Here is a 26468-nt window from a genome sequence, read left to right on the forward strand (position 1 = left end):
GTCTTTGATAACCCCTATGCTGATGGTCCATACGGGGCGAAGGGCGCAGGTGAATTGACTTTAATCGGAGGCGCTCCAGCAGTCCAAGCTGCGATTGAGGATGCCCTGCACACTTCTTTTCAGCAAATTCCGATTACACCGGAAGTCATTATTGAAAGTCTTTGGATGAAAGAAGGTGAAGAGGATTGATTACATTCACACTAAATGGAAGAACGGTAGAAACTGACGCCCCTGCTACAGCAAGATTACTAGATTTATTAAGAGATGAGTTTGAGTTAATCGGAACAAAGGAAGGCTGTGGTGAAGGGGAGTGCGGAGCCTGCAGTGTTTTTGTGAATAACCTCCTGCAAAACAGCTGCCTTATTCCAATTGGCTCGATTGCTGGTGCCGATATTCAAACGATCGAAGGCATCATTGAAACGGAACAATTTAAAATTTTAGATGAAAGCTATTCCATAGCCGGGGGAGTGCAATGCGGCTATTGCATACCGGGAATGATTATGGCAAGTGCAGCTTTGTTATCTGAAAATCCTCATCCTTCAGAGGCTGAAATTCGTGAGGGCATCTCCGGAAATCTGTGCCGATGTACGGGCTACAATATGATTGTTGATGCGATTAACCTAGCAGCTAAAAAAGGTGATGGCTTATGATAGAGAAAATAACAGCGTATCGCTTCGAGCGTTTAGACGAAACTTTGAGCCAATTGAATAGAGAAGATTGTGCAATCATAGCCGGAGGCACCGATGTTATGGTCCTTCACAAAAGTAGAAGGGGAGTACCTCCAAAAATCCCTAAACCGATTGTTTTCATTAATCATCTTTCCGAATTAAAGCAGGTGTATCAACATCACAAGGATCTCCACATCGGGGCCTGCTGTACCTATAGTGAATTACTTGAAAATCCGTTGATTCCTTTTGCTTTAAAGAATGCAATTAAAACAATTGCTGCCCCGGCAATTAGAAACCGGGGAACATTAGGCGGTAATATATGCAACGCCTCTCCAGCCGGTGACATGCTTCCTTTGTTATATGTATACAATGCAAAGCTTCTGTTGCGCTCCGTAAATGGTGATCGCATGGTCGCGATTAGCGATTTCATTCAAGGCCCACGAAAGGTTCAACGCTTTCATAATGAAATGGTAACGGAGATTATTCTGCCGTTTGTATTAGGAGATTCACATGTCGTTTTCGAGAAAGTCGGCAACCGCAACGCAGATGCCATTGCCAAAGTATCGTTTGCGGGTTTCGTCCGGATAAGCAAAGATCGAATCGATGACATTCGATTTGCCTTCGGGGCGGTCGGACCTACGATGGTTCGTTCCATTGATATTGAGAGGAAGCTGGTYGGAAAAACGATACCATTAGCCGATGCAGACATCGCTGAAATTGTGGTAGCCTTCGATAAGATCATTAGACCAATCGACGATCAACGCTCCACTGCGGCATACAGAAAAACCGTCGCGTTACATCTTTTACGTTATTTTCTTAGCATGAAGCAATATCAACCGAATTAATGTTTAAAGATAGGGGGGAGCTTTTCATGCAGCTGATGGAAAAAGTGGCCATGCTGACGCGCCAAAACGAAACCTTTGCTTTAGCCATGATTATTGAATCAAAGGGCTCGACTCCCAGGCATGTTGGAAAAATGATTGTCTACCGGGATGGTACCATTGAAGGGACTGTCGGAGGGGGCTTGGCTGAACRCTATGTGATCGAAGATAGTGTAAAGGCGATCCAAAATGGACAATCGAAAATCGTTGAATATAAACTGAATAAACATGCAAAAGACGGAATTCAGATGAATTGTGGCGGCACGTTACGGGTCTTTATTGAAGTCTATACAAGCAGGCCTGAACTCATTCTGGCTGGGGCCGGTCATTTAGGCCATGCGTTGGCAAAGCTTGCTGATTTCCTTGAATATCCTTATTGCATTGTCGATGATCGCGTTGGTTATTGTACAAAGGAACGCTTTCCGAATGCGGCAAACCTTTTTGTGAACGAGGATATTGGAAAGGCTTTGCTCGCAGCCAACCTAAATGAAAAATCATATGTGGTAATTGTTACAAAAGATTGTGATGATATTGTATTAAAAACGGCACTGCAATTTCCGATTGCATATGTTGGGATGGTAGCCAGTAAACGCAAGGTCATAAGCATATTTGAAAAGTTAAAAAGTGAAGGGGTCACGCAAGAACAGTTGGAGCAGGTCCATTCTCCAATCGGTTTGGAAATTGACTCGGAAACATCAGAAGAAATTGCCATCAGTATTATCGGTCAAATCATCAAATTAAGCAAGGAAAAAAAGCCTGTAAAGGTGAAACAATTAAATAGATAAGTAGAAAGGTCAAAGCAAAAATCAAAATGTCTAATAGATAATGGGGTCAGTCCTCACTGTGTTAAAGTATTAACTCAGTGGGACTGACCCTTTTTCTTTGATAAAAGCTAGAAGCAGGCCCTTGCTCTTAGAGTGGGCCTTTTGTCGTTTTGATTCATTCATTAATATGGTAGAAATATTTTACTTTATATGCTACTACTATCATACTATACACAAAGGAAAACTCCTGGATGGATTTTGTATGGGGATATTAGATGGACTTATGGGAAACGGGTTCTGGTGCAAAGATTACATCCATTGGAAAGAGGTTTATAGATTCCTATAGAATCAGCTATTATGCAGCCATTCCAAATAGTGATGAATGAACTTCACTTGATTTTGGACAGACTTGTTCTGTAAAGTAAGCTGTCCTTTTTTAATGATTGTATCGTGCATAACATAGTTTGAAATGATAGCTGTTAGGCAGTGCAAGTATCCAAAAGCAAATTTAACCTGAAGAAAAGAAGTGAATGAAATGGCTGAGCCTTTAAAGGATTTATATAATGAAACGTTCATTCGTGAATTCGGTGAAAAAGTAAAGGGTGTCCATCCGTCCTTCTCTACTGAATCGTTTATAGGGGAAGTAATTGATGAGCATTGGGACGAGAGGAAGTTAAAAGAACGAATAAGGCACATTTCCATTACTCTTGGAAAGTATCTTCCAAGTGATTATCAAGAGGCTTTGGATATTTTGTATCGGCTTGATAAGGATTGTGAGGGTTTTAGATATTTATTTTTCCCTGATTTTGTAGAGGTACATGGATTGAATAAGAAAGATTGGCCGTTATCGCTAGATGCGTTGGAGCGTTTTACAGCAAGGTCATCCTCCGAGTTTGCAATCCGTGCTTTTATCTTGCTTGATCCCGTTTTAATGATCGAGAAGATGAAGGAATGGACCAATCATGATGATGAGCATGTCCGCAGGCTGGCTAGTGAGGGATGCAGGCCCAGGTTACCTTGGGGCCAATCTTTACCGATGTTCAAATCCGATCCGGCACCCGTCTTGGAATTACTTGAGAACCTGAAAACCGATCCGTCCCTATATGTTCGCAAAAGTGTGGYCAATAACTTGAATGATATTGCCAAAGATCATCCGAAAACCGTAATCGAAACAGCCAAGCGCTGGTATGAAAGCGGAGAACCCAACACGATTTGGATTATTCGACGGGGATGCAGGACCTTAGTTCGTCAAGCAGATCCAGAAGTCCTTTCTTTATTTGGATACACGGATATATTGAAAAATCCGAATATCATTACAAACGCATTTATTAGAAATGAACCAGACTCGATTTTTATTGGGGAAACGAGTGAACTTCATTTCGGTTTTCAAGTTCAAGGAAAGAACACTGTGAAACTTCGCATCGAGTATGCCATCGATTTTGTGAAAGCAAATCAGAAAACTTCCCGTAAAATTTTCCTATTGGCAGATAGGGATTTCTCAGATGGTGAAGGAGTTGAAAGAGTGAGGATTCACAATTGGAAAGACCTGACGACACGTCGACATTACATGGGGATCCATCGAATATCACTCCTTGTGAACGGAGTGGAAGTTGCTGAAACGCAAGTCAAACTAAATGATGGATGATAAAGGTTATTGAAAAGCGGGGGAAAACTTAATTAACAGGAATACAGCAATTAAGGTTGACAAAAACGAGGAGTCTGAGCGTTCCTCGTTTATTATTTCATGATAGTGAAACATTGAAAAATTATGCTTTATCCACATTAAAAAGCAATCAAATCCAAAAGGTTGGATAGCTCCGATTGCTGCGCAAATTATTAATTAACAATGCCAGTAAAACGATTATCACGGCACCAGTTAAAACAGGAGTAAATAAATAACTYCAGCCATACTGGCCAAGCATGATTACAAGCGGGTCTGCTCCAGCTGGCGGGTGCGTCGTTTTTGTCAGCATCATCACCGCAATTGCTAATCCGACAGCCAAGCCGATTGCCCAAGGTTCATCGCCAAAAAAATGATAGGAAGCTAAACCTACGAATGTTGAAATAAAATGACCGCCTATAATATTACGCGGTTGTGATAATGGTGCATTCCACAGACCGAACGCCAGCACACAGCTGGCACCAAATGGAGCCATTAACCACACTGCTGATGTTATTTTTGTTAAAAGAATTAAGGCGAATATAGTTAAAAATCCCCCAATCAACCCCGTTATTGCGTCCTTTACATTTATTTGTAAAGGGCTTCTTCCTTTTCCCTTCATCTTCGATAAATAATGAATATGAAATAAGCGTTTTTCATTATGCCTCGCGRCTGAAATACGGTCCAAAGTGAACCCTCCTTTTTTATATAATTAGACTTTACATGAAATGGACTAACCCGTCAAAATAATTTTTAGTGGTTAGTTTAAAAATCCAAAAATAGAAAAAAAAGCCAACTTAGTGTGTTGACAAGAGGAGGTTCAGAATAGTTTCAACCCGAATCATTTTACTGTTTTATGAAATCCTAAATGGATGTGAAGAAATTAACTGGAATCGTTTTATAATGAATAAACTGCAGGCAACAAGCTTACTTCGAAATTTGTATACATTCTGACAAACTTAATAAGGTGTGTATCTTCATTCATCGTCAGATTTCCGGTGTTGAAATCTGGCTACCTTTTTCCTATTCCCGCATATTTTCATTGAACACCATTTGCGTCTTCCGCTTTCATCGATAAATAACAGGACGCACTCATCATTCGAGCATCGCTTTAATGATGACAGCTTATTTTTTTCAATTAAAGTTAATGAGTCGAAGGCAATATAAGATTGCAGGATACCTTCCGCTTCTCCAACAGGTATGGGAACCAGTTTTTGATCACTTAATTTATATGTGAAAGGCGATTTTTCGATTTTTTTTTCCAAATAGGCGATAAACCCATCAGGAATCGAATTCCCATCTGCTATTAATTCAAATTGTTTTCTTAAAATAGTACGCATTTCTAGAATGCTTGCAAATACTCGTTGAATTCTCTCTTTAATTATTGGGGATAACTGATTATTCAAATATGAGTTATTCCCTTTTATTACAGTAAGCCAGTCCAGCATATCCCGTTCTGATAGTAATAAGTCTTGCCGTTGGCCACGACTGACCATTTCCGTATTCACTAAATCCAGAGAAAGATTCCCTGATATAAGTGGAAATTTATTAGTTTCAGACATAAGTTCATCTCCCATTTCCCTGCTAAATTCTAACCATTAAAATATAAATTGAGAGGTTATATCTTCATTATACCTTAGTTCTGAATTTTTCAGCTACTCGTCTAAAATCACGGGATAATATGAATGCTATCAAAATCCAAATGTGCAAGAACAGAATCGTAAATGAAAGTCCATGATAATCAATTCTTTTAAAGTGGGGGAAAAAGTTCTTGACATATCCTGTACGTACAGGATAATATGAAAGCGTATACAGAACCTATACGTACAGGTTATAAAAACAACTATATTTTGCTTTCTAGGGAAAGGAAGTAGTGAAATGGGTAAATACACAGAACCAGCAACGGATTTGCTCCAACATGTCGGAGGGAAAGAAAATATTGCGACGGTTACGCATTGTGCAACAAGAATGCGTTTTGCGTTGAAAGATCCCGCCAAGGCGGATGTAACGAATATCGAATCGATTAAGCTTGTGAAAGGAACTTTTACACAAGCTGGCCAGTTTCAGGTCATAATCGGGAACGAAGTATCATCGTTTTATAATGAATTCGTTTCCATAGCTGGACTTCAGGAAGCGTCAAAAGAAGATGTGAAAAATGCAGCAAAACAGAATATGAGCTGGCTGCAGCGTATGATTGCTCATCTTGCGGATATTTTCACCCCGCTGATTCCTGCCATAGTCGTTGGCGGACTCATTCTTGGATTCCGCAATATCATCGGGGATATTAAAATGTTCGATGACAGCACAAAGACCCTTGTGGATATTTCACAATTTTGGGGAGGGGTACACGCCTTCCTTTGGCTTATAGGTGAAGCTATTTTTCATTTTCTTCCTGTTGGGATTACATGGTCGATCTCGAAGAAAATGGGCACGACTCAAATTCTCGGCATCGTCCTTGGTTTGACCCTGGTTTCCCCACAGCTTCTTAATGCATATGCAGTGGCAAACACAAAGGCAAGTGATATACCTTTTTGGGATTTCGGTTTTGCCCATGTCGATATGATCGGCTACCAGGCTCAAGTCATACCAGCGATACTTGCAGGGTTCGTCTTGGCGTATTTAGAACGGTTCTTGAGAGATAAAGTGCACAATTCCATTTCCATGATCGTCGTTCCATTTTTCGCGTTACTTCCAACTGTAATCATCGCCCATACCATTCTGGGGCCTATAGGCTGGAAAATCGGTTCTGTCATTTCTACGATTGTATATTCCGGGTTGACTTCATCAGTTGGCTGGCTATTTGCTGCCGTTTTCGGTTTTGCCTATGCACCGCTTGTCATCACAGGCCTGCATCACATGACAAACGCAATCGATCTTCAGCTTATGAGTGAACTTGGCGGTACGAACCTATGGCCGATGATCGCGTTATCCAATATTGCACAAGGTACGGCAGTGCTAGCAATGATTTACATCAACAGAAAGGACCAGGAGGAGAGACAGGTTTCCATACCTGCCACGATTTCTTGTTATCTCGGTGTAACCGAGCCAGCCATGTTCGGCATTAACTTGAAATACGGCTTTCCGTTCTTAGCCGGTATGATCGGTTCACTTTTCGCAGGCATCGTTTCAGTCGGATCTGGAGTAATGGCAAATTCCATCGGTGTTGGAGGGATTCCAGGTATCCTATCCATCCAGCCGCAGCATATGGGAATGTTTGCACTTGCGATGCTGGTCGCATTCGTTGTGCCATTCATTTTGACTATAGCATTCTCCAAACGTCCTAATATGAACTTGAAAACTAGAACGAAAACAACGAAATTAAATGCTTGATAACGCGGAGGGAGAAGCATTCTCCCTCTTTTTTACGATACTTACGAAAGATACATCGGGGATCGAAGAGGAGGAATTACAATGAAGGATTTTAAAAAAAGTACCATCTATCAAATTTATCCGAAATCATTTAAGGATTCGAACGGTGACGGCATCGGGGACATAAATGGTGTTATTGAAAAACTTGATTATCTGAATAAACTGGGAGTGGATTATATTTGGCTCACCCCTTTTTATCGTTCACCGCAAAATGATAATGGATATGATGTAGCCGATTATACATCCATTGATCCTGTTTTTGGGACGATGGATGATTTCGAAAGATTGGTGAAAGAGGCGAATTCGCGGGATATCCAAATCATGTTGGATATGGTATTCAACCATACATCAACAGAGCATGAATGGTTCCAAAAAGCATTGGCTGGAGATAAAGAATATAAGGACTATTATATTTTCAAGAAATCGAAAGATGGAGAGCCCCCTACCAATTGGATTTCGAAATTCGGAGGTCCTGCATGGGAATATGTAGCGGAACATGATGAATACTACCTCCATTTGTTCGATCGAACACAAGCTGACCTTAATTGGGAAAATCCCAGAGTGAGGCAGGAAATCTTCAATGTAGTAAACTTCTGGCTGGATAAAGGTGTCAAAGGATTCCGTTTGGATGTCATCAATCTTATTTCGAAACCTGACATCTATGAAAATGACAAAGATGGAGATGGCCGATGTTTTTATACAGACGGTCCCAAGATTCATCAATTCCTCAAAGAAATGAATGAAGAAACTTTCGGGAAGGATGAAGAGGTGCTGACAGTAGGGGAAATGTCATCGACGACCATTGACCATTGCATCAAATATTCAGCTCCTGTTGAAAAGGAGCTGTCCATGGTATTCAGTTTCCATCATTTAAAGGTGGATTATAAGAACGGGGAAAAGTGGTCACTTGCAGATTTTGACTTCAGGCAGTTAAAGGAAATCTTAAGCGGCTGGCAATACGGGATGCAAGAAGGAAATGGGTGGAATGCCCTGTTCTGGTGCAACCATGACCAGCCGAGGATTGTATCCAGGTTCGGGAATGATCAAGAGTATCATAACGAATCTGCCAAGATGCTGGCAACAGCCATTCATATGCTTAGGGGAACCCCTTATATTTATCAAGGGGAGGAAATAGGGATGACCAACCCGAAGTTCAATGATATTGGACAATACCGGGATGTGGAGTCGATTAATTATTATAATATTTTAAAAGAGGCAGGCAAGGATGAAAAGGAAATAATTGAAATTCTTCAAGCTAAATCCCGTGATAACTCGCGAACTCCCATGCAATGGGAAAATACGGAGCATGCAGGCTTTACAAAAGGGACTCCATGGATTGCGGTGCCTGATCATGCTAAAAACATCAACGCTGAACACGCACTGATGGATCAGGATTCCATTTTTCATCATTACCAAAAACTTATATTCTTACGCAAGAAACATGATATCATTGCATATGGGGACTATCAGGAAATTCTTGGCGACCATGACGCTTTGTTCGCTTATATACGCAGTTATGAAAACGAGAAACTTTTGGTCATCAATAACTTTTATGCAAAAGAAGCGTCCTTCGAAATACCGAATGATATTGACCTATCCGGGTACAACTCAGAGCTCCTGCTCTCAAACTATATCGATTCGAAAGAACTTGCAGGTGATTTTATCCTCCGTCCCTATGAATCGGTTGTCTATTTGTTGAAAAAGGACGAGTAGCAGACTAAGAAAAATATATTGTGGTGATGAAATGAACAGCAAATATCTATCGCTATATGGTGATATCGTTTCAAAAATTGAAGAGGGAACCTTTCCGATAAATTCAAAGCTTCCTTCCGAAAGCAGCTTCATGGAAGAGTATGACATATCCAGGGATACTGTGAGAAAGTCCCTACAGTTGCTTGAACAAAATGGATATATCCATAAAATCAAAGGCAAGGGTTCATTTGTCTTGGATTTCAGCAAATTTAATTTTCCTGTAGCAGGGTTGATTTCCTATAAAGAAATGGTGGAAAAGTTGAATTTGCATTCCAAAACGATCATTCATAAGTTGGAGCTTGAGACCCCCGACTCAAATATGGCCAAGCTTCTAGACTTAACTGATGATGGTAAAGTATGGAAGGTTTTCCGGATTCGGCAAATCAATGGGAAGAAAATCATCCTGGACAAAGACTATTTCAAAAGCGAGTTCGTAAGCAACCTGTCAAAGGAAATTTGTGAGGATTCGATTTATGGATATATCGAAAAGGAACTTGGGCTCCAGATTGGTTTTTCAAATAAGGAAATTACCGTGGAGCCATGCAGTGAAGAAGATAAACAATTATTGGACATTGAAGACTTCGAAATGGTGGCAGTTGTGAAAAGTACGGTCCATTTAATCGATGGAAGCTTGTTTCAGTATAGCGAATCAAGGCATAGACCCGATAAATTCAAGTTCACGGACTTTGCACGGAGAACTTGGTGAAGTCTACTGATATTTTTGAATGAGCGGGGAGAGAAGGAGAGTCAAACTTAGTTTGATTCTCCTTCCGCTTGTTTGGAGGTATGGGAAGCATTTAGTAAAACCACTCCGCCAATTATTAATACTAAGCCGCCTAATGTAGTGATACTAAATGGCTCATTCCATAAAAGCACGCCTATCAATGCTGTTAAAGCTGTGCCTATTCCTGACCAAATGGCGTAAGCTAAGCTTAACGGAATTGTTTTAAGACATACAGATAAACTATAGAATGCTATACCAAATCCTATCATAACCCCAAATGTAGCGGATAAATGAGTGAAGCCTTCAGACAGCTTAAGCATGGTCGTACCAAATACTTCGCTTATGATTGAAATTCCTAAAGCTATGTATCCTTTCATATTGTTACCTCCGATTACTAAATTGTTAAGAAGTGCCTTCACTAGAGAGTTTCAATACAACCACTCCGCCAATGATCAGGACTAAACCTAAAAATTTTTTCAGGTTAAAGCCTTCTTTATAAACGATAACTCCCACTAAAGCAGTTAAAGCTGTGCCTATTCCCGACCAAATGGCATAAGCCGTTCCAAGCGGGATGGTTATTAGAGATAACGATAGGCAATAAAAAGCCAAACCCATCCCAATAACCACACCAATGGAAGGGAATAACCTTTTAAACCCGTTTGATACTTTTAACATCGAACTGCCAAACACTTCACTTAGGATGGCAATTGCCAAAAATGCATAAGGATTCAAGATGAACTCCTCCTATGTATATATTACTTACTATTTTTCAATCTCTTCCCCCAAGAATCTTAACATCTAAAGGACTCATATTAAACCCATACCACCTATATTCAGTTACATATTTTCTGTCATGGCAGAAAATTTCCAGTTACGCTCATTATAAGACTGAAAGTGATACAATAAGCCGCCCCCTCCGACCGAAATCCTTGATAATAGTAAGTTAAGGATATCTTCTAATTCATCGGAATTAGGGAAAATAGAAGAAACGCAAAGCATCAAGTCAATCAGAGGTGAGGCGGGGGGAAGTGTATCACTTGATGGAAGTTTTTTATTGGATGCCTTAAAAGCGATAAAAGAAAACGAGGTAAAGCTAAGTTTTGGCGGTCCAATGAGACCTGTCTTAATCGAGCCAAGCGAAAATTCCTCTTATCGTCATCATATATCACCAGTGAGAACATACTGAGGAACAAAGCCTAAGAAACGAATAACGGGGGGAACGGCAACAGCCTATTACTTCAGGTGGAAGATATGGTAACAGTCAATCACCAAGAAAAAGAGATCCAGTAAAATTTGGACCCATTATATTCATAGAGATAGAAAAAAGGTCTTCATTCTTGGTGTAAGGCCGGCACTTGATTTCGAAGGTAAAGGTAGAACCTTTCATCTAGCCAGATACATCCGTCCATCAATTGAATGGAAAAACCAGTCGACAGTCTGAAGAACCTCTGTAAAGACATGGTTTATTTTAAGATATACCTCGATAGAATATATAATATTCATGTGATCCACCAATAGCAAAATACTCACTATTGGTTTGTTAGTAGGGTGTATTTCTCCTATGTCCAGTTAGGGACGCTCCAAGAAGGAAACCTTGACCGCCAATTGTTTTTCCTATAAACGGGGAGGTTTCACTTATTGGCGCAAGAAGTGGAATTGTACATCCAACTGCTAAAATTTCATATACTATGGCAAAATACTCCTTTAAGAGGAAGCTCAACTACTAAACGCAAAGGGATCAAGCTGAAGTTTTCCCGGAAGCAGTTGCGCTTCACGTGTTTTTTTCAGTGTCCCCAGTTGATCTAAAGTAATCATTTCAAGTTGATCTCGCTGAATAGAATCATGTWTAGAAAGCATMCTCATTAATACTTCTATTTTAAWACAAAAATGAATCTAGGMAAAAGTGTTCTATCAAGGTAAGACAAAGTTGATTGGAGCGGGTGTTCGAGACTCCTGCTTAGAAAAGCGCGTCTAGGGGAGACCCCGCAGGCGAAAGCCGAGGAGGCTCCCCGACCGCCCGCGGGAGCGAGTGCCCTACGTTCCAATCAACGTCCAAATTGTAAAAGCCATAAAAATAGACAAACTCGATTTTCATCGAGTTTGTCYACAATCTGAAGGGATTTTCTGTATGAAGACCCCTTTTTACTACTTATTCAACTAAAGACCCTTAAATCAAAGCTTAACAAAAGTCTTTGGTTAATCCGGCATGATTATATGGCTCCGTTTTAAGGTATACCCAACTGTGAAAAAATCAACGGAATATCATCCATATTGGTGTTTAAACAATGTTCCCAAGTGCGAAATAGGTAACCACTTTTAGCGTGTACTAGCACCCTTCATAACACGTATTTCGAATGTACAAAATCAAACCGTGCAGGAAGGAAAGGGTCACGACTTTAAGTTGTAAAGCTCATGATCCTTATCCGCTTTCAAGAAGGAAGGATCGTGTTTTATCGTGCTTGAACTCACATATTCAACTATTACATATGCAAGGACATTTAGAAGACTTTCTCCGTAATATTGTTTTCGCTAATAACCGTTTCCGATACCTTTTTCACTTGGCTGACGTTATCCTATGAAAATAGGATTCCTAATAGTAAGTAYAATTCATAGATTGCGTTAAGAAAGCCAGCGGCAGACAAGTTTGGCTTTCGGATAAGCCGTAAGCGTTTCATCAGAAGCTCCATCTGCTTTAATAAGATTAGTGTTCCTTCATTTAGGCAAGTTCTCTAAGATCCATAGCCAGCAGCTTGTGGTGGCGAAGCGTTTGAAATATGGACCTGATTTTTTGGGCTTCCTGAACTAACTTTTCAAATAGTGGCTAGGATTGTTTTTGGAGTGTGGACGTTGCTTGATTGTAATATAGTATAGGCAGGGGGGATAATTATGTATGTAAGTCAATCCAGGGATCATGAAGTAATTGCAAAATTAAATCGAAATGTTCACAATCTGCATGCAAAACTATATCCTAAGTATTTTAAGGAATATAATTATAATGCAATGAAAGAAACTTTTAAAAATTTGGTTGAAAATGATAATTTTGTTTTTCTAGTTTTAAAAGAACATGGAGTGCCAATTGGTTACGCATGGATTGAAATTAAAAACTATCCTGAAAGTGCTTTTAAAAATGAGTATAAATCAGTATATGTGCATCAGCTTAGTATCATTGAAGGTCAAACCCATAAAGGTTACGGTAAAAACCTAATGAATGAGGTCTATGATATTGCTAAAAAGAATGATATAGATTTAATAGAACTGGATTATTGGTTTGAAAACATGGCAGCAAAAGAGTTTTATAAGAAACAAAATTTTAAAAAGTATAGGGAGTTTGCATTCAGACAGTTGTAAATCCTTTGTAACTCAATTCAAGAGGTTGAAGGAATTAATAAAAACCCCAATTCGGGGTTTTTTTAATTAATATCTTAACATTCTCCTCGAATAACTGGGGGGTTGAGGTACTCCACAAACAAAACTTTGTGAATAACACTCTTTTACGATACTTCGGGTATGAGGTATATAGGTGTTGAAGTGTTTATTCACGGTTGTTGTATGTGTCGGGTGAAAAACCGGAATAACAGTGTTAATGACATTGGTTTTAACATATTGCTTGGTCGGGGAGGTTTGAGATGGATTATATTGAGTGGGCATTCTGTGAGGTGGGCAATATTGTGGTGGACATTGACCGCCTTTCGGATGCCCCCAGGGCTTATTATACATGTAAACACCTCCTGGGTTTTTTTTGAAAGTCATTATTAGTTTATGAAAATAAATGATAAAGGGACTGGTATAAATGCCTTTATCAAAAATTACGGGCATATAAGATCCTTCAATCATTTTCAAAAAAAATGAATAAACATTAATTTACCGCATTCGGTTAATCGCTTCACAAACAAATGACTTGTGTCTTTTCCGCCAGATATTTTCCTTGCTTTTTTCCAAGCCCCATTCGGGAAATGTAGATAACCGCAATGCGGCAAATAATTGCCAGAAGGGTAGGTTTGTAAAATTCACCTCTGGCATCATGGATTTATATCGATTGGTGAAGTCATTCATCGCTTGCATTCCAAAATGATATAAAATTTCGAGTTGACTATTGGCAAGATCAGTCAAAGGGTCCCCTAAACCAGAGTCTTCCCAATCAATTATGGAAACTAGTGTATCCTCTTTCCATAATATATTTCCTGGCCAATAATCACCATGAAGAATCACTTCCTTATTCATGGAGGGTAGCGGCATGGAGGATTTCAGCAAATCTCTAATCAAGCTCAAATTTAATGTTTCGTCCAGGATTACCCTATCTTTATTATTTAACATCTCGACATATGTATTTTCAAGTTTAGGCATGAATGATAAAGATAGATCTGCACAATTAACACGATGGATTTTAGCTAGATTGATTGCCAATTGCAAGATATGATCATTAAGATTTGAGGGGGTGAATTCTGACTTACCCTCAATAAACTCGATAAGTATGCATGGCTTGGAAAATATCTCGCAGGATTGCTCAAAGTAATAGGGCATTGGTACAGGCAAACCGGCAGCTTTCAATATCCCTAAGAGCTTGTGTTCATATGAAGCAATATTTGAATCCCGTTTCAAGTCATTATCACCATGCTGACGAACGATCATTTTTACGATCCGCCCTGACGATTGTAATATTTCCAGTCCTGTCACATTTGCAGAAATTCCGCCCATTAATTCCCACGCGCGAATTAGCTTGTTTCCTTGATCCAACTTTTTAACTAATTGTTCATACTTATCATATTCATTTATCATACAATCTCTCCTTTTAGAATCCCTACAATGTTTAGGATTGAAAGTTCACATTATCATTTTCTATAGCTTTCGTAAAAAATTCAAAGATTCCATTTAGCAATTTTTATGAATGAAACCAATAGCTTGTCACACAAGTAAATTAATCTAAATAAAGTGGGGTGTGCTGACATTGAAAAATAGAAAAGTATAAGGCGGAAACTACGAAAGGGACGCTACAATATAATATTAGTGGAAACGGCAAACCAAAAACCGATAAATTTGTGTTAATGTTGACTTTTTTAAATATCCCTCAATCTCCTTGTTCCTTAGATTATAGATGGCTTATTCTCCAAAAATTCCTGATGCGAAAGTAAAAAAATAGAGAAAGTCTTTTCAAAGAATTCCCCACCATTGGGCGAATGTCATCATATAATGCCACTTCACCTTTAGGGGGTGTATTTTTTTTTGAGAACGGCAGAATTTCTTTAATCCGATAGTTATGTGTACAAGCATTTGTTAATACGTAACATAAGATTAATAGAGGTGATAGAAATGGTGAAAGTATTTATTGATCCCGGCCATGGCGGTACGGATTCAGGCTCGGTCGGGAATGGATTGAGAGAAAAGGATTTAACTTTATACATTGCAACCCGAATTAAAGACATCTTATTGATAGAATATAATAACGTTTCTGTGAAAATGAGCAGGACCCAAGATATCTTCCCCACCTTAAACGATCGTACGAATGCAGCGAACGCGTGGGGAGCTGACTTTTTTCTCTCCATCCACATTAATGCCGGCGGAGGAACCGGGTACGAGGATTACATTTATACGTCTACTAACCAGATAACGAAAACGTATCAAGATCATATTCATTCAGAGGTCATGAAGCTTATCAACATCCAGGACAGAGGACAAAAAACAGGAGATTTACATGTACTCCGTGAAACGGACATGCCTGCACTCCTGACTGAAAATGGATTTATCGATAATGTAAATGACGCAGCAAAGTTGAAAACGGCATCCTTTATCGAATCACTGGCTCGCGGACATGTAAACGGTTTAGTTAAATGCTTCAATCTAACTAAGAAAAGTACAGCTGTATACCACACTGTCGTTAGTGGGGATACAGTATATTCCTTAAGCAATTCTTATGGCAGTACGGTTCAGCAAATTAAAGATTGGAACGGTCTTGACAGTCAGTACACCATTACGGTTAACCAGAAACTGCGGGTGAATTGAATAATTAATAATTATTTATACCTTTTAGAAGCACACCACACAGTAAGCCCTTCTCAAAAAGAGAGGGGCCTTTTTGATTCAGGAATATGCATGTAATGAAAAACTCTACATTCTGCCGTCCAGATTCGGTCCTTCCGTATGTAAGGTATGCCTTTTTTATGGGCTGACATAAATTTAAATGGATTTAATGTAAAGACAAATAAAAGAACAATACTAAAAAGCACAAACCATGATGGCTTGTACCTAAAATGCAACAGCAATTAAGTTGATAAACTGAAAGAATTGAATCTATGTTTGGCTGCTCATTATTCATTTATTTTACTTTCTTCCCGTAAGAAACCCTCGAGTTGGATATTAATCGTATATTTTAATGGCTTGAACCACTTTTCCTAAAATACGGACTCTATCATTTTTTATGTTATAGGTTTTTTCTTCATAAAAAGGATCCGTGCTGCAGGGAGTGAGTATGATGTTTTCTTCATTGATTCTCACTTTTTTGACCGTAGCATCGTGTCCATTTACCAAGACCACTCCAATTTTCCCGTTATCAAGGTAGGTTGTTTTTTCAACGAGAATCAATGATCCGTCTCTGAATTCTTTATTCATGCTATTGCCATTCACTCTAAGGAAAAAATATTCTTTATCCGATTTAAGCATCGAATTTAATGTCGGCATATACGCTTCTATATATTCGTTGGTGAAATTAGGCTCTCCAGCGGGGATATTTCCGTAGACACCAATTAATCTTACATTTTTTTCATTTAGGAATTCCATTCCAGGATTATTTCTAACGATAGGCGCTCCTTCAATGAGGTGGGATAGCGGTATTTCAAAACAAGTGGACATCATGCTCAATTTATCCATTAAAGGTTTATTCCGTCCGGATTCCCAAGCTGATACTGCCGTAGGAGCTACTTTTAATACTTTTGCCAAATCTTCTTGTGTCATTTTTCTTTCTTTTCTTAACATTTTAATCCGTTCACCAATGTGCATATTTCTTCACCTCTTACTTGAATATACACTATGAGTGAAAGTGAGTAAACGAAAAGTGCGTGAATTTTGCGGAAAAATGTTGGTAACTATACTTCAAGTGTGATATTATTTTTTTAGATAGGGGGTGACAAGATATGACAAGCGTTAAGTTCACACTTAAACAAGCCAGGAAGTATAAAGGATTAACTCAAGATGAAATGGCTAAAGTGCTGAAGATGGCCAAGAGGACTTACATTGACTATGAGCAATATAAGATTCCTTTACGAATCGATAAGGCTTATTTATTTGCTGATTGTGTAGGATTCTCGATTGACGATATCATTTTTTTTGACCCTGACCTACACTTTAAATGTAGTTAAAGCTTCAATTGAACCAGCATTTCCTCAGCAGAGTGGCCATTTGAATCCATACAATCCTGACTTCCATAGGACAAGATTCAAGTAACGATGGAAAGGGGGAACAAAGAGGAAAGGGAAAATAATTCTTTTGAAGTTGCATAGGAGCTGCTGACATTAGAACATTTGTAAAATACGTGTATGGAGTAAAAGGTGTACAAATCCAATCTTCTTGTGCAAATATACGATTGTTACTGAGATTCCAATAATGACAGCCAATTGCCGTTAAAGAAAAGTATTTACTTAATGTTTAGGGCGGACTTCTGAACACCATGAATAGGAGCAAATGGACAATGGCAAATTCGAAGGAAAAGTTAATCTGGATGAACAAGCCCTTATCCTATGCAGGATAAGGGCTTGTTCTCTATTTTCGTGAATTGGCAGCATTCCGTTTTCTCCAAAGCACGTCTTCATAAAATGAAAAAGACACATACATAAATGAATGGAAGTCAAATCTTCATACTTTTTCTCTATTATAAATGAAACTTCTTCTAGTTTTTTTCTCCCATCTTTATGAAGATAGCAGGTAATGGTATGCAAAAGTACAATTATATACTAATGAAGGCTATGGAAGCTGGGCATTGGTAATTGGATGAGTTCAAAAAAATTCCAGATGATATTGGAGGAGATAACCCTTGAAAAGGAATGTAATCAATTATGTCGTTTTTCTTGTCCTCATTCTAACCATATTATTTATGGCAAAGCCAGACATTTCCTCAGCAGGAAAATTGAAACCGCCCTCCGAAACTTTCAGTCCAGGGGATTGGTTTCTTGGAAGTATTCCTCCCAATCTTGATACAAACAAACCACCGATCGTGTTTGTTCAAGGGAAAAACGGCAGTTCAACCAGCTGGTATGGCGAAACGGAATATCATGGTGTCAATGATATGTATACCAAAGCGTATGAAGCTGGCTACCAAACGGTTTTTGTTCAGCTTCATGATTCAGCTGGAAATGGGTCAGTGAGCCAATATGCCAATGGAAGGCTTTTAGCTCAAATGCTTTCAGAAATCAGTAACCATTTCGGGGGCAAAAAAGTAAATATTATAGCGCACAGCAAAGGGGGCCCAGACACCCAAGCGGCTCTAGTCCACTATGGAGCACATCAATATGTTGGAAGGGTGATCACTTTAGCCTCCCCACATCATGGTTCTCACTTAGCTGATTTGGCTTATAGCTGGTATGCGGGCTGGCTTGGTTCCTTATTAGGTCAAAAAGATGAGGGAACTTATTCTTTACAAGTTGGTAAAATGGCTGAATTTCGTTCTGTCACGGATAACCATATCAACTCTCGTAAAAACTTGTATTTCACTGTGGCAGGTATGAACAGAGGCCCGGTACTATCAGCCTTATCAATGGGGGGACAATATTTATCATCATATGGGGAAAATGATGGACTGGTGAATGTATGGAGTACAAAAATACCCTATGCAACACATTTATTTACGGATCCCAACTTTGATCACGACAATATTCGAGTTGGCTCAGCTGTATTTTCAAGAATTGAACCCTATTTAAAAAGCACATCCACCGCTGGAATTCCTGCATATCATGTCAATTATAAAGAACGAGTTGAAGATGATATCATTACAACCGCACTCGCTCAAACCGTTCTGGGTGATGTCCTGAAACAAAATGCCTGGGTCGAACAAAGCTTCCATGTAAATGAAGCTGCCCCAGGTAATATAAGCATATATACAGCCTCAAATGATGTCGAGGTTGAATTGATTTCTCCATCCAATAAAAAGTATTCACCTTCCTTAAAGGTTCATTCAGCCAAAAATGAAACTTCCTTTTTTAATGGTGCAAGCATCCAATCATTCTACAGAAATAACCTTGAAATTGGTGACTGGAAAGTACGAATGAAGACTAAATCGCCAAAAGACGCCTTCCTGTTCACAGCACAATTTAACGAAAAGAATCCCATTACATTAAGTATGGCCGGTAAAGTTAAGCAAAAAGATGCAAAATTTTTAATAAAGAATCCAATGAATGATAAAAAAAGACCAATCAGTACAACATTTTTGGTTCATCTGATAGATGAAACCGGTAATGAAATTAGTGAAAAAAACTCAATTAAGGCAATGGATACTGAAAATTTTACTGGCACCCTTCCAGAAGTACCTAAGTCAGGTGTTTATAATGTAACAATAGATGTTAAGGAAAAAAATGTGGATGGTACTGAAAGAACCCGGACGCTGATTCGTTCGGTCTATATTGAGAAATAACGAAATGCCTTCTCTTAGTTGAGGAGGCATTATTTTGATGGTAGGGGTAACTAGGGAAATGGTAATTCAGCCAATGGAAACAGCCATGTCGTAATTACTTATTGAAGTATTAATTCAACGGGCCTCTGATGGATATGGTTGGAAGTTTGTTATAGGGGAAAAATAAATATATGTATTTTTTTCCCTGCACTTGCAAATGCTTGTCAACAAGTGCAGATTCAAAAGTGGAATGACTTGGTCGATCTAAACCTTATTAAAGTGGGGATTTTAAATCCTCTTTTTTTTATTTCAATGAGCTTTTTTCCAAAGTACATATTACCAGAAAGGCGATAGTATAACTTTCATCCCTTATAAAGGATGTATAAATTCCCGTGAACTAGATTCTATTAAAAAATATTTCAATATCTACTCTTCCATATGCATATTGAGAGAATTCTGGACATAAATTAAACAAACAAAAAAAGCGCGGGAAGCGCTTTTAGTGTATTTGTCTATATAAGCCTATTACTTTTCCAAGTATCGAAACATCTCGTAAAATAATTGGTTCCATATTTGAGTTCTCAGGCTGAAGCCTTATGTAATCCGGTTCCTTAAAGAATCGTTTTACAGTGGCTTCATCATCTTCCGTCATCGCCACGACGATATCTCCATTATTGGCACTGCTTTGTTGTTTCACGATGACATAATCTCCATCATGAATTCCTGCTTCTATCATACTTTCACCCATGATTTCCAGCATGAATACATGGTCATCATGTGGAACCATGCTTTCGGGAAGCGGAAAGTATTCTTCAATGTTCTCAATGGCCGTTATCGGCATGCCCGCTGTTACTTTTCCAAGTAACGGCACGTTCACGACATTGACTTTGGGAATATTGTTCGCTTCCTCCAAATTCATTATTTCAATGGCCCTTGGCTTGGTTGGGTCACGTCTAATAAGGCCTTTACTTTCCAGGCGGGATAAATGTCCGTGTACTGTTGAACTTGATGCAAGTCCCACCGCTTCGCCAATCTCCCGTACGGAAGGCGGATACCCTTTTTGGCGGACCTCTTCTTTAATGAAATCAAGAATATCTTGCTGCCGTTTTGATAGTTTTGTCATTTGTGCACCTCTTCCCCAATGTTCTTTGCTACATTATAGCATGGCCCCCATCTCTATACAAACATAAGTTCGAATTTGTTGTTGACTGAAACAAACGTTCGTATTATAATTTGATCATAACATACGAACGAACATTCGCTTTGGAGGGATTATTATGAAAAAATTATACAAAAATTATATTTATACGATTCTATTAGCGGGATCAGTATTCATCTTTTCAATTTTATTCTCTTGTACATTGAACAATGATCAAAAAAAGGATTTCCTTTCTATAGAAGTAAGCGAGGGTGACACCCTATGGGGAATTGCCGAAGAATATGAAGAATCAAATTTGACAAAAAAAGAATTCATTGGTTGGATAGAAGAGAATAATGGAGTCAGTGCGGATTCGATAAAGCCTGGACAAGTCATTGTCATACCGGTTAAAGGGGAAGAACTTGTCCAGAATTTGGCCAGTGAGCAGTAAGTAGTAAAGGTAGGGTATTATGAAGGCGGTAATCTATTGTAGGGTCAGCACCGAAAAAGAGTCACAGGAAACATCATTGGCAAGGCAGGAAGATGAATTAGTCAAATTGGCTGAAAAGATGGATGTGGAAGTTGTCTCCATTATAAAAGAACAGGCAAGTGGTTATGAGTTGAATCGGGATGGCATTTTTGACATGCTCGAACTATTTAAAACCAAAGAAGCTGAAGTGCTATTAATCCAGGATGAAACAAGACTGGGAAGAGGGAATGCCAAAATAGCCCTTTTCCATGTCATCCTTAAAGAAGATGTGAAAATTTATACTCTCTCACACGATGGGGAGCTGGAGTTATCGGATTCGGATGCCATGGTCATTCAGATAGTGGGCATTGTAGAAGAATATCAAAGGAAACTACATAATCTTAAAATAAAGCGCGGAATGATGAGAGCCGTTGAAAAAGGGTACCGTCCTCAAAAAAATCTTCAGAATCAAAGGAATTCCACTGGAAGGGACCGTATGGAGATTCCTATTGAAGAAATTATTAAACTGCGTGCCAATGGGTTAACATTCTCAGAAATCGCAGCCACATTAAGGGGCTTTGGATACAATGTATCTAAGGCTACTGTGAACAGGCGTTTTCTCGAACATCAAATGAATACAAAGGAAAGTAAATCATAGAACTTGTAATTTCGCTTTTTTTTTAATACCATGACAATATCCGCAGATTATGAAGGAGCGAAATTATGTTATCAAAAGAAAAAATAGCCCGTATAAATGAACTTTCTAAAAAGGCAAAGGGTGAAGGCTTGACGGAAGTTGAAGCGAAAGAGCAAACCCAATTGAGAAGTGAGTATTTGGAAACATTCAGAAAATCCATGTCCGACACGTTGGAGCATGTGAAAGTCGTGGATCCAGAGGGTAATGACGTCACTCCTCAAAAGATAAAAAATATAAAAGAAAAACGAAATTTACATTAATGCTTGGATTCTTCTGATGGAATATTCCATTTGAGGATTCTTTGGCATTTTGGAGTAAAAAGAGAGTGCATTCATGTATGTATTCTCCTATTTAGTTTAATCTAAATAGGTGACTTCTTATTCCTAGAAAATTGTAATATTGGGGCATTAAATAGTGATTTTAGTTGTGATATTATGCTTGTCACTATAATATAAAGAGGTACATTACAGGAAGGGATGTTTTTACAATATGTTAGATAAATTAGATGCACTTTCTATCAATACGATTCGTACATTATCAATTGATGCAATTGAAAAGGCTAATTCCGGCCATCCGGGTATGCCAATGGGTGCAGCGCCAATGGCGTATAAACTATGGACCGAATATATGAACCATAACCCGAAAAATCCAGATTGGTTTAATAGAGATCGCTTTGTTCTTTCAGCTGGACATGGTTCTATGCTGTTATACAGCCTTCTTCATTTATCGGGCTATGGCTTATCTATCGATGATTTGAAAAGCTTCCGTCAATGGGGCAGTAAAACTCCAGGACACCCTGAATTCGGACATACGGCTGGTGTGGATGCAACTACCGGGCCGCTTGGACAAGGTATCGCAATGGCAGTCGGAATGGCAATGGCAGAACGTCACTTGGCAGAAAGCTATAACCGCGATTCTTATAATGTGGTCGATCATTATACATATAGCATTTGTGGGGATGGAGATTTAATGGAAGGTGTTTCTGCAGAAGCCGCTTCATTAGCTGGACATCTACAACTGGGAAGACTTGTTGTTTTATATGATTCTAATGATATTTCCCTTGACGGCGACTTAAGTCAATCATTTAGTGAAAGCGTAGCAGACCGGTTCAAATCTTATGGATGGCAATATATCCGCGTTGAGGATGGCAATGATCTTCAGGAAATTGCTAAAGCGATTGAAGAAGCGAAAACCGACGAAGCACGCCCAACATTAATCGAAGTGAAAACGGTTATCGGTTACGGTTCACCAAATCGTTCAGGTAAATCTGCCGTTCACGGCGCTCCGCTTGGTGCAGATGAGCTTAAATTGACAAAAGAAGCATACAAATGGACATTCGAAAAGGACTTCCATGTACCTGAAGAAGTGTATTCACACTTCAATGAAGCTGTTGTTGATGCAGGAGCTCAAAAAGAAGAAGCTTGGAATGAATTATTTAAAAATTACAAAGAAGCACATCCTGAGTTAGCACAGCAATTAGAGCTTGCAATTAAAGGTGAACTGCCTGCTGAATGGGATCAGGAAATTCCAGTCTATGAAGAAGGTAAGACATTAGCTTCCCGTGCTTCAAGTGGGGAAGTACTGAATGCGATCGCCAAAAAGGTCCCTAGCTTCATTGGGGGTTCTGCGGATTTAGCCGGGTCTAATAATACTGCCATCAAAGGTGAGACAGATCTGTTACCTGGTAATTACAGTGGCCGTAATATATGGTTCGGTGTACGTGAATTCGCTATGGGTGCGGCTTTAAATGGAATGGCACTTCATGGTGGCTTAAAAGTATATGGAGGAACATTCTTCGTATTCTCTGATTATCTACGTCCTGCCATAAGAATGGCAGCACTGATGGGACTTCCTGTTAATTATGTGTTCACCCATGACAGCATTGCTGTAGGGGAAGACGGACCGACTCATGAGCCAATCGAACAATTAGCATCATTGCGCGCAATGCCTAACCTAGGGGTAATCCGTCCAGCTGATGGCAATGAAACGGCAGCAGCCTGGAAAGTGGCTATGGAGTCTACAAATAAACCAACTGCTCTTGTACTGACTCGTCAAGGATTGCCAACAATAAAAGGCACTTCCGAAACTGCGTATGAAGGTGTTTCAAAAGGTGCTTACATCATCTCTGCTTCTAAGAAAGAAGTAGCCGATGCATTACTTCTTGCGACTGGTTCCGAAGTGAACTTGGCTGTGGAAGCACAGGAAGCTTTAGCGAACGAAGGAATTGATGTTGCGGTAATCAGCATGCCATCATGGGACCGATTTGAAACTCAATCAAAAGAATATAAACAAAGCGTAATCAATCCGGCAGTGAAAAAACGTTTAGCTATCGAAGTGGCTTCACCGTTTGGCTGGGATCGTTATGCAGGTGATGAGGGTGAAATATTGGCCATCAATCATTTTGGAGCCTCTGCACCAGGCGGTAAAATCATGGAGGAATTCGGTTTCACTGTAGAAAATGTAGTTGCTCTTGTTAAAGAAATGCTTAAATAACAATAATGCGGAACTGACACCAACTAGATTGGTGTCAGTTTTTTTATCAAAAGAGTCCTATTTCATATTGAATGTGCTTCTATACTAAAGGAAATCTTCCATTCGACAAAAAAAGAAGAAAATTTCTCCAGCAAACAACATATCTTTTTTGTTTGTCAATATATAATGAGAATAAATAAATTTCGTTTAAATGTGTCAGTTAAAGGGGAAAGTCATCAATAGTGGAAAATAGTGGACAGGGTGCTGGTGGTTAGATGTTTCGTACCAAAATAGGAAAGCTAGGAGGCATTGGCTGATGAGAACCTATCAAATTTATTTAATCGAAGATGAATTTGCCCATCATTATTATGGAAGAGAAAAGCTATTTTTCAATTTGTTTTTGGAATATATTCAAGCAAGGGGCAGACTAAAGAGTATTTTGCAAAAACAAATCGAATATGTCACCAAAAAAGTCCCGATTATCCAGTTGCAGTTAGCTATTGAACAACGTTTGCAAAAAAAGATGAATTATTGGACTCAAAATGGAAAATACTATTTAGAAAAAACAAACGGATCAAGTAAAGCCGTTTTAATCATTCAGAATGATTCCATTACTCTTGAAGCTGAAGGAGACTATGAAGCGGAAACGGCTTTCTTTGAAAGTATTCGAAAATATGAAGCGAGTTTTCTGGCCATTGATTTTGAACATGAAAAATACGGTTGGTTAAAACCGATAAAAGAAAGAAAATTTGTCTAAATGGGGGACTTTTCGGTAGCGGGTATTGTATAATAACCTTTGGTCTAGTACACTGATGTTAGACAACATGAAGGAGGAAATAGTATGTGGGTTTACATTCTAGTTGGCGTACTGGCATTGATTGCTGGAGTAGTGCTGGGATTTTTCATCGCTCGTAAATACATGATGGATTACTTAAAGAAAAATCCGCCAATTAACGAACAAATGTTGAAAATGATGATGATGCAAATGGGTATGAAACCATCCCAAAAGAAAATTAATCAAATGATGAGCGCCATGAATAAACAACAAACAAAATAAGATAGCATGAAACCTTGATATATCAATGTTCTTGGAAGATTGGATGCAAAATTTTATATAATATCGAAATGGATTTAGTCTAATCCTTCTACCGATTTTATATAAAATTTTGGTTTATCTTTCATTTTTGTTTCTTAAGCCACTTTTTCTGAATGAATGATTCAGAAAAGGTGGTTTTTGTTTTGGAATGGTAAGGTAAGTCCTCCATCTATGTGAGGCTTTTTTATTTGGAAAGTAAATTCGCCAAAAAATTATACTTGTCCACACTTTCTATCAAAAGATGCATATATAGTATTAAGGAGGGTGGTTATAATGATAAATGATTTTGTAAAAAAATGTAAGGTGTGTTTTCCTATGTGTGAGCTTAAATTTGAACACAAATGTAAATTTAAAGACAACAAATGGGAATCAAAATTCAAATTGAAATCTAAATGTAAAAAATAATATATCTTTTCTATTAATCTGTTTATTTAAGCGCTAAACCATTAATGAGTTAGTGATTATAAAAATTGATTAAAGTAATCATCCGAGTAATCGGGTGTTTTTTATTTGAATGTTTGTAAATAGAAAAACCATTCATGAAGAAAGAATGGATTCGTTGTCAATTTAGTGTATCTATAATTAAGGGATAAATATTACCACCAAGTCTTACTTTAAGGCTCATTAACTTGGGCAATATTAAAAGCGTAAAGTGGGGATTTCACTGCAATACTAAATTGATCAAATATAATGGAGGAAGCTGTTGAGGTTTTTGAGTTGACTTTATCAACTGTAAATATTAATATTACAGTAATCTCCTTGAGGAGGATACGTAAAGTGAATAGTGATTTTACAATAGCTGTGCATAGTTTGGTCTATTTAGCTTATCTACCAGATCATATGGCAAGCAGTGAGTCCATCGCAGAAAACGTTTGTACAAACTCGGCTAGGATTCGGAAAATGATGAGCAGCTTAAGAAAAAAGGGATTTGTTAAGACTAAAGAAGGTGTGGGCGGAGGCTATATACTAGACTGTAACCCTGAAGAGGTAAGTTTGGCGGATATTTATATAGCGGTCTCACATGGAACCCTGAAACCAAAGTGGTGTACAGGCGATCCGGAGAAAAAATGTGTCATATCTTCMAATACYCAGGTAGTCATGGATCAAATATTTGATGAAGCTGAATTATATTTTGAAAAATATTTAGAAGATATAACTCTCAGCACATTTTTGGAAAAAATTAAAC

27 protein-coding genes and 2 pseudogenes are annotated in these 26468 nt (G+C 38.7%); 20 read left to right on the plus strand and 9 right to left on the minus strand.

Annotation, left to right across the window (positions count from 1 at the left end):
* The 4 genes and pseudogenes from AC1DVB_RS15525 to AC1DVB_RS15540 all read left to right on the plus strand — a co-directional run.
* Positions 1 to 189, plus strand: a pseudogene (locus tag AC1DVB_RS15525) (hypothetical protein); the annotation flags it as partial.
* Entirely contained in the window at positions 186 to 650 is a 465-nt protein-coding gene (locus tag AC1DVB_RS15530) for a (2Fe-2S)-binding protein (protein WP_063576666.1), read from the plus strand. The pseudogene AC1DVB_RS15525 and the gene AC1DVB_RS15530, both read left to right, overlap by 4 nt.
* Positions 647 to 1513, plus strand: coding sequence for an FAD binding domain-containing protein (locus tag AC1DVB_RS15535; protein WP_477589899.1), 867 nt, complete (start codon positions 647 to 649; stop codon positions 1511 to 1513). Before AC1DVB_RS15530 ends, AC1DVB_RS15535 begins: the two co-directional genes overlap by 4 nt.
* A gap of 26 nt (positions 1514 to 1539) precedes the next feature.
* On the plus strand, positions 1540 to 2334 hold the full coding sequence (locus AC1DVB_RS15540) for an XdhC family protein (protein ID WP_477589901.1): 795 nt from the start codon (positions 1540 to 1542) through the stop codon (positions 2332 to 2334).
* Positions 2335 to 2668: 334 nt separating this feature from the next.
* On the opposite strand, the pseudogene AC1DVB_RS15545 reads toward AC1DVB_RS15540, so the two are convergent.
* Positions 2669 to 2757 (minus strand): annotated as a pseudogene (locus tag AC1DVB_RS15545) (IS6 family transposase); the annotation flags it as partial.
* 91 nt (positions 2758 to 2848) lie between these two features.
* Here AC1DVB_RS15545 and AC1DVB_RS15550 point away from each other — a divergent pair.
* Positions 2849 to 3958, plus strand: a complete 1110-nt coding sequence (locus tag AC1DVB_RS15550) for a DNA alkylation repair protein (RefSeq protein ID WP_477589903.1) — start codon at positions 2849 to 2851, stop codon at positions 3956 to 3958.
* 148 nt (positions 3959 to 4106) lie between these two features.
* On the opposite strand, the gene AC1DVB_RS15555 is transcribed toward AC1DVB_RS15550, so the two are convergent.
* Entirely contained in the window at positions 4107 to 4661 is a 555-nt protein-coding gene (locus AC1DVB_RS15555; RefSeq protein ID WP_477589905.1) for an HPP family protein, read from the minus strand.
* A 289-nt stretch (positions 4662 to 4950) separates the two neighbouring features.
* Positions 4951 to 5535, minus strand: a complete 585-nt coding sequence (locus tag AC1DVB_RS15560; protein ID WP_477589907.1) for a CGNR zinc finger domain-containing protein — start codon at positions 5533 to 5535, stop codon at positions 4951 to 4953.
* Between the two features lie 316 nt (positions 5536 to 5851).
* On the opposite strand from AC1DVB_RS15560, the gene treP reads away from it, so the two are divergent.
* From treP to treR, 3 genes are all read left to right on the plus strand, one after another.
* The gene (gene treP, locus AC1DVB_RS15565; protein WP_063576661.1) at positions 5852 to 7303 is read left to right on the plus strand and encodes a PTS system trehalose-specific EIIBC component; all 1452 of its coding nucleotides are present in this window, start codon (positions 5852 to 5854) and stop codon (positions 7301 to 7303) included.
* Positions 7304 to 7384: 81 nt separating this feature from the next.
* The gene (treC, locus tag AC1DVB_RS15570; protein WP_477589909.1) at positions 7385 to 9055 is read left to right on the plus strand and encodes an alpha,alpha-phosphotrehalase; all 1671 of its coding nucleotides are present in this window, start codon (positions 7385 to 7387) and stop codon (positions 9053 to 9055) included.
* 31 nt (positions 9056 to 9086) lie between these two features.
* Positions 9087 to 9800, plus strand: coding sequence for a trehalose operon repressor (gene treR / locus AC1DVB_RS15575; protein ID WP_477589911.1), 714 nt, complete (start codon positions 9087 to 9089; stop codon positions 9798 to 9800).
* A gap of 47 nt (positions 9801 to 9847) precedes the next feature.
* Here the strand turns inward: treR and AC1DVB_RS15580 are convergent, their stop codons facing one another.
* A complete protein-coding gene (locus tag AC1DVB_RS15580) occupies positions 9848 to 10195 on the minus strand; it encodes a DMT family transporter (RefSeq protein ID WP_057276133.1) in 348 nt (115 codons plus the stop codon).
* A gap of 25 nt (positions 10196 to 10220) precedes the next feature.
* Positions 10221 to 10550 carry a DMT family transporter gene (locus AC1DVB_RS15585; RefSeq protein WP_057276132.1) on the minus strand — a complete coding sequence of 110 codons (330 nt, stop codon included), beginning with the start codon at positions 10548 to 10550 and terminating at the stop codon, positions 10221 to 10223.
* Positions 10551 to 10743: 193 nt separating this feature from the next.
* Between AC1DVB_RS15585 and AC1DVB_RS15590 the strand changes: the two genes are divergently transcribed.
* Complete coding sequence (locus AC1DVB_RS15590) at positions 10744 to 11004, plus strand: hypothetical protein (protein WP_477589924.1); 261 nt, start codon at positions 10744 to 10746, stop codon at positions 11002 to 11004.
* A gap of 1700 nt (positions 11005 to 12704) precedes the next feature.
* Complete coding sequence (locus tag AC1DVB_RS15595; RefSeq protein WP_477589914.1) at positions 12705 to 13166, plus strand: GNAT family N-acetyltransferase; 462 nt, start codon at positions 12705 to 12707, stop codon at positions 13164 to 13166.
* Positions 13167 to 13232: 66 nt separating this feature from the next.
* Here AC1DVB_RS15595 and AC1DVB_RS15600 read toward each other — a convergent pair whose 3' ends face one another.
* Entirely contained in the window at positions 13233 to 13652 is a 420-nt protein-coding gene (locus tag AC1DVB_RS15600) for a CotD family spore coat protein (protein WP_347877880.1), read from the minus strand.
* A 27-nt stretch (positions 13653 to 13679) separates the two neighbouring features.
* Entirely contained in the window at positions 13680 to 14594 is a 915-nt protein-coding gene (locus AC1DVB_RS15605; protein ID WP_477589916.1) for an aminoglycoside phosphotransferase family protein, read from the minus strand.
* Positions 14595 to 15125: 531 nt separating this feature from the next.
* On the opposite strand from AC1DVB_RS15605, the gene AC1DVB_RS15610 reads away from it, so the two are divergent.
* On the plus strand, positions 15126 to 15815 hold the full coding sequence (locus AC1DVB_RS15610) for an N-acetylmuramoyl-L-alanine amidase (protein WP_477589918.1): 690 nt from the start codon (positions 15126 to 15128) through the stop codon (positions 15813 to 15815).
* 354 nt (positions 15816 to 16169) lie between these two features.
* Here the strand turns inward: AC1DVB_RS15610 and AC1DVB_RS15615 are convergent, their stop codons facing one another.
* Entirely contained in the window at positions 16170 to 16808 is a 639-nt protein-coding gene (locus AC1DVB_RS15615; RefSeq protein ID WP_052137445.1) for a LexA family protein, read from the minus strand.
* 134 nt (positions 16809 to 16942) lie between these two features.
* Between AC1DVB_RS15615 and AC1DVB_RS15620 the strand changes: the two genes are divergently transcribed.
* Complete coding sequence (locus AC1DVB_RS15620) at positions 16943 to 17167, plus strand: helix-turn-helix transcriptional regulator (RefSeq protein ID WP_057276126.1); 225 nt, start codon at positions 16943 to 16945, stop codon at positions 17165 to 17167.
* A 731-nt stretch (positions 17168 to 17898) separates the two neighbouring features.
* On the plus strand, positions 17899 to 19431 hold the full coding sequence (locus AC1DVB_RS15625) for an esterase/lipase family protein (RefSeq protein WP_230135570.1): 1533 nt from the start codon (positions 17899 to 17901) through the stop codon (positions 19429 to 19431).
* Positions 19432 to 19909: 478 nt separating this feature from the next.
* Here AC1DVB_RS15625 and lexA read toward each other — a convergent pair whose 3' ends face one another.
* Positions 19910 to 20533, minus strand: coding sequence for a transcriptional repressor LexA (lexA, locus tag AC1DVB_RS15630; protein ID WP_034312948.1), 624 nt, complete (start codon positions 20531 to 20533; stop codon positions 19910 to 19912).
* Positions 20534 to 20687: 154 nt separating this feature from the next.
* On the opposite strand from lexA, the gene yneA reads away from it, so the two are divergent.
* The 7 genes from yneA to AC1DVB_RS15665 all read left to right on the plus strand — a co-directional run.
* Positions 20688 to 20999 carry a cell division suppressor protein YneA gene (gene yneA, locus AC1DVB_RS15635; RefSeq protein ID WP_034312946.1) on the plus strand — a complete coding sequence of 104 codons (312 nt, stop codon included), beginning with the start codon at positions 20688 to 20690 and terminating at the stop codon, positions 20997 to 20999.
* A 19-nt stretch (positions 21000 to 21018) separates the two neighbouring features.
* The gene (locus AC1DVB_RS15640; protein WP_034312943.1) at positions 21019 to 21675 is read left to right on the plus strand and encodes a YneB family resolvase-like protein; all 657 of its coding nucleotides are present in this window, start codon (positions 21019 to 21021) and stop codon (positions 21673 to 21675) included.
* A 65-nt stretch (positions 21676 to 21740) separates the two neighbouring features.
* Positions 21741 to 21974, plus strand: a complete 234-nt coding sequence (locus AC1DVB_RS15645) for a DUF896 domain-containing protein (protein WP_034312941.1) — start codon at positions 21741 to 21743, stop codon at positions 21972 to 21974.
* A 229-nt stretch (positions 21975 to 22203) separates the two neighbouring features.
* The gene (gene tkt, locus AC1DVB_RS15650; RefSeq protein ID WP_095679717.1) at positions 22204 to 24207 is read left to right on the plus strand and encodes a transketolase; all 2004 of its coding nucleotides are present in this window, start codon (positions 22204 to 22206) and stop codon (positions 24205 to 24207) included.
* Between the two features lie 295 nt (positions 24208 to 24502).
* Positions 24503 to 24943 (plus strand): sporulation inhibitor of replication protein SirA, encoded by a 441-nt coding sequence (sirA, locus tag AC1DVB_RS15655; RefSeq protein WP_034312935.1) that lies wholly within the window; start codon positions 24503 to 24505, stop codon positions 24941 to 24943.
* Between the two features lie 84 nt (positions 24944 to 25027).
* Positions 25028 to 25243, plus strand: a complete 216-nt coding sequence (locus AC1DVB_RS15660; protein ID WP_034312934.1) for a YneF family protein — start codon at positions 25028 to 25030, stop codon at positions 25241 to 25243.
* Between the two features lie 816 nt (positions 25244 to 26059).
* A partial coding sequence (locus AC1DVB_RS15665; RefSeq protein WP_477589922.1) for an RrF2 family transcriptional regulator occupies positions 26060 to 26468 on the plus strand: 409 nt, incomplete at its 3' end.

Source organism: Peribacillus sp. P4_D6 (assembly GCF_056401795.1).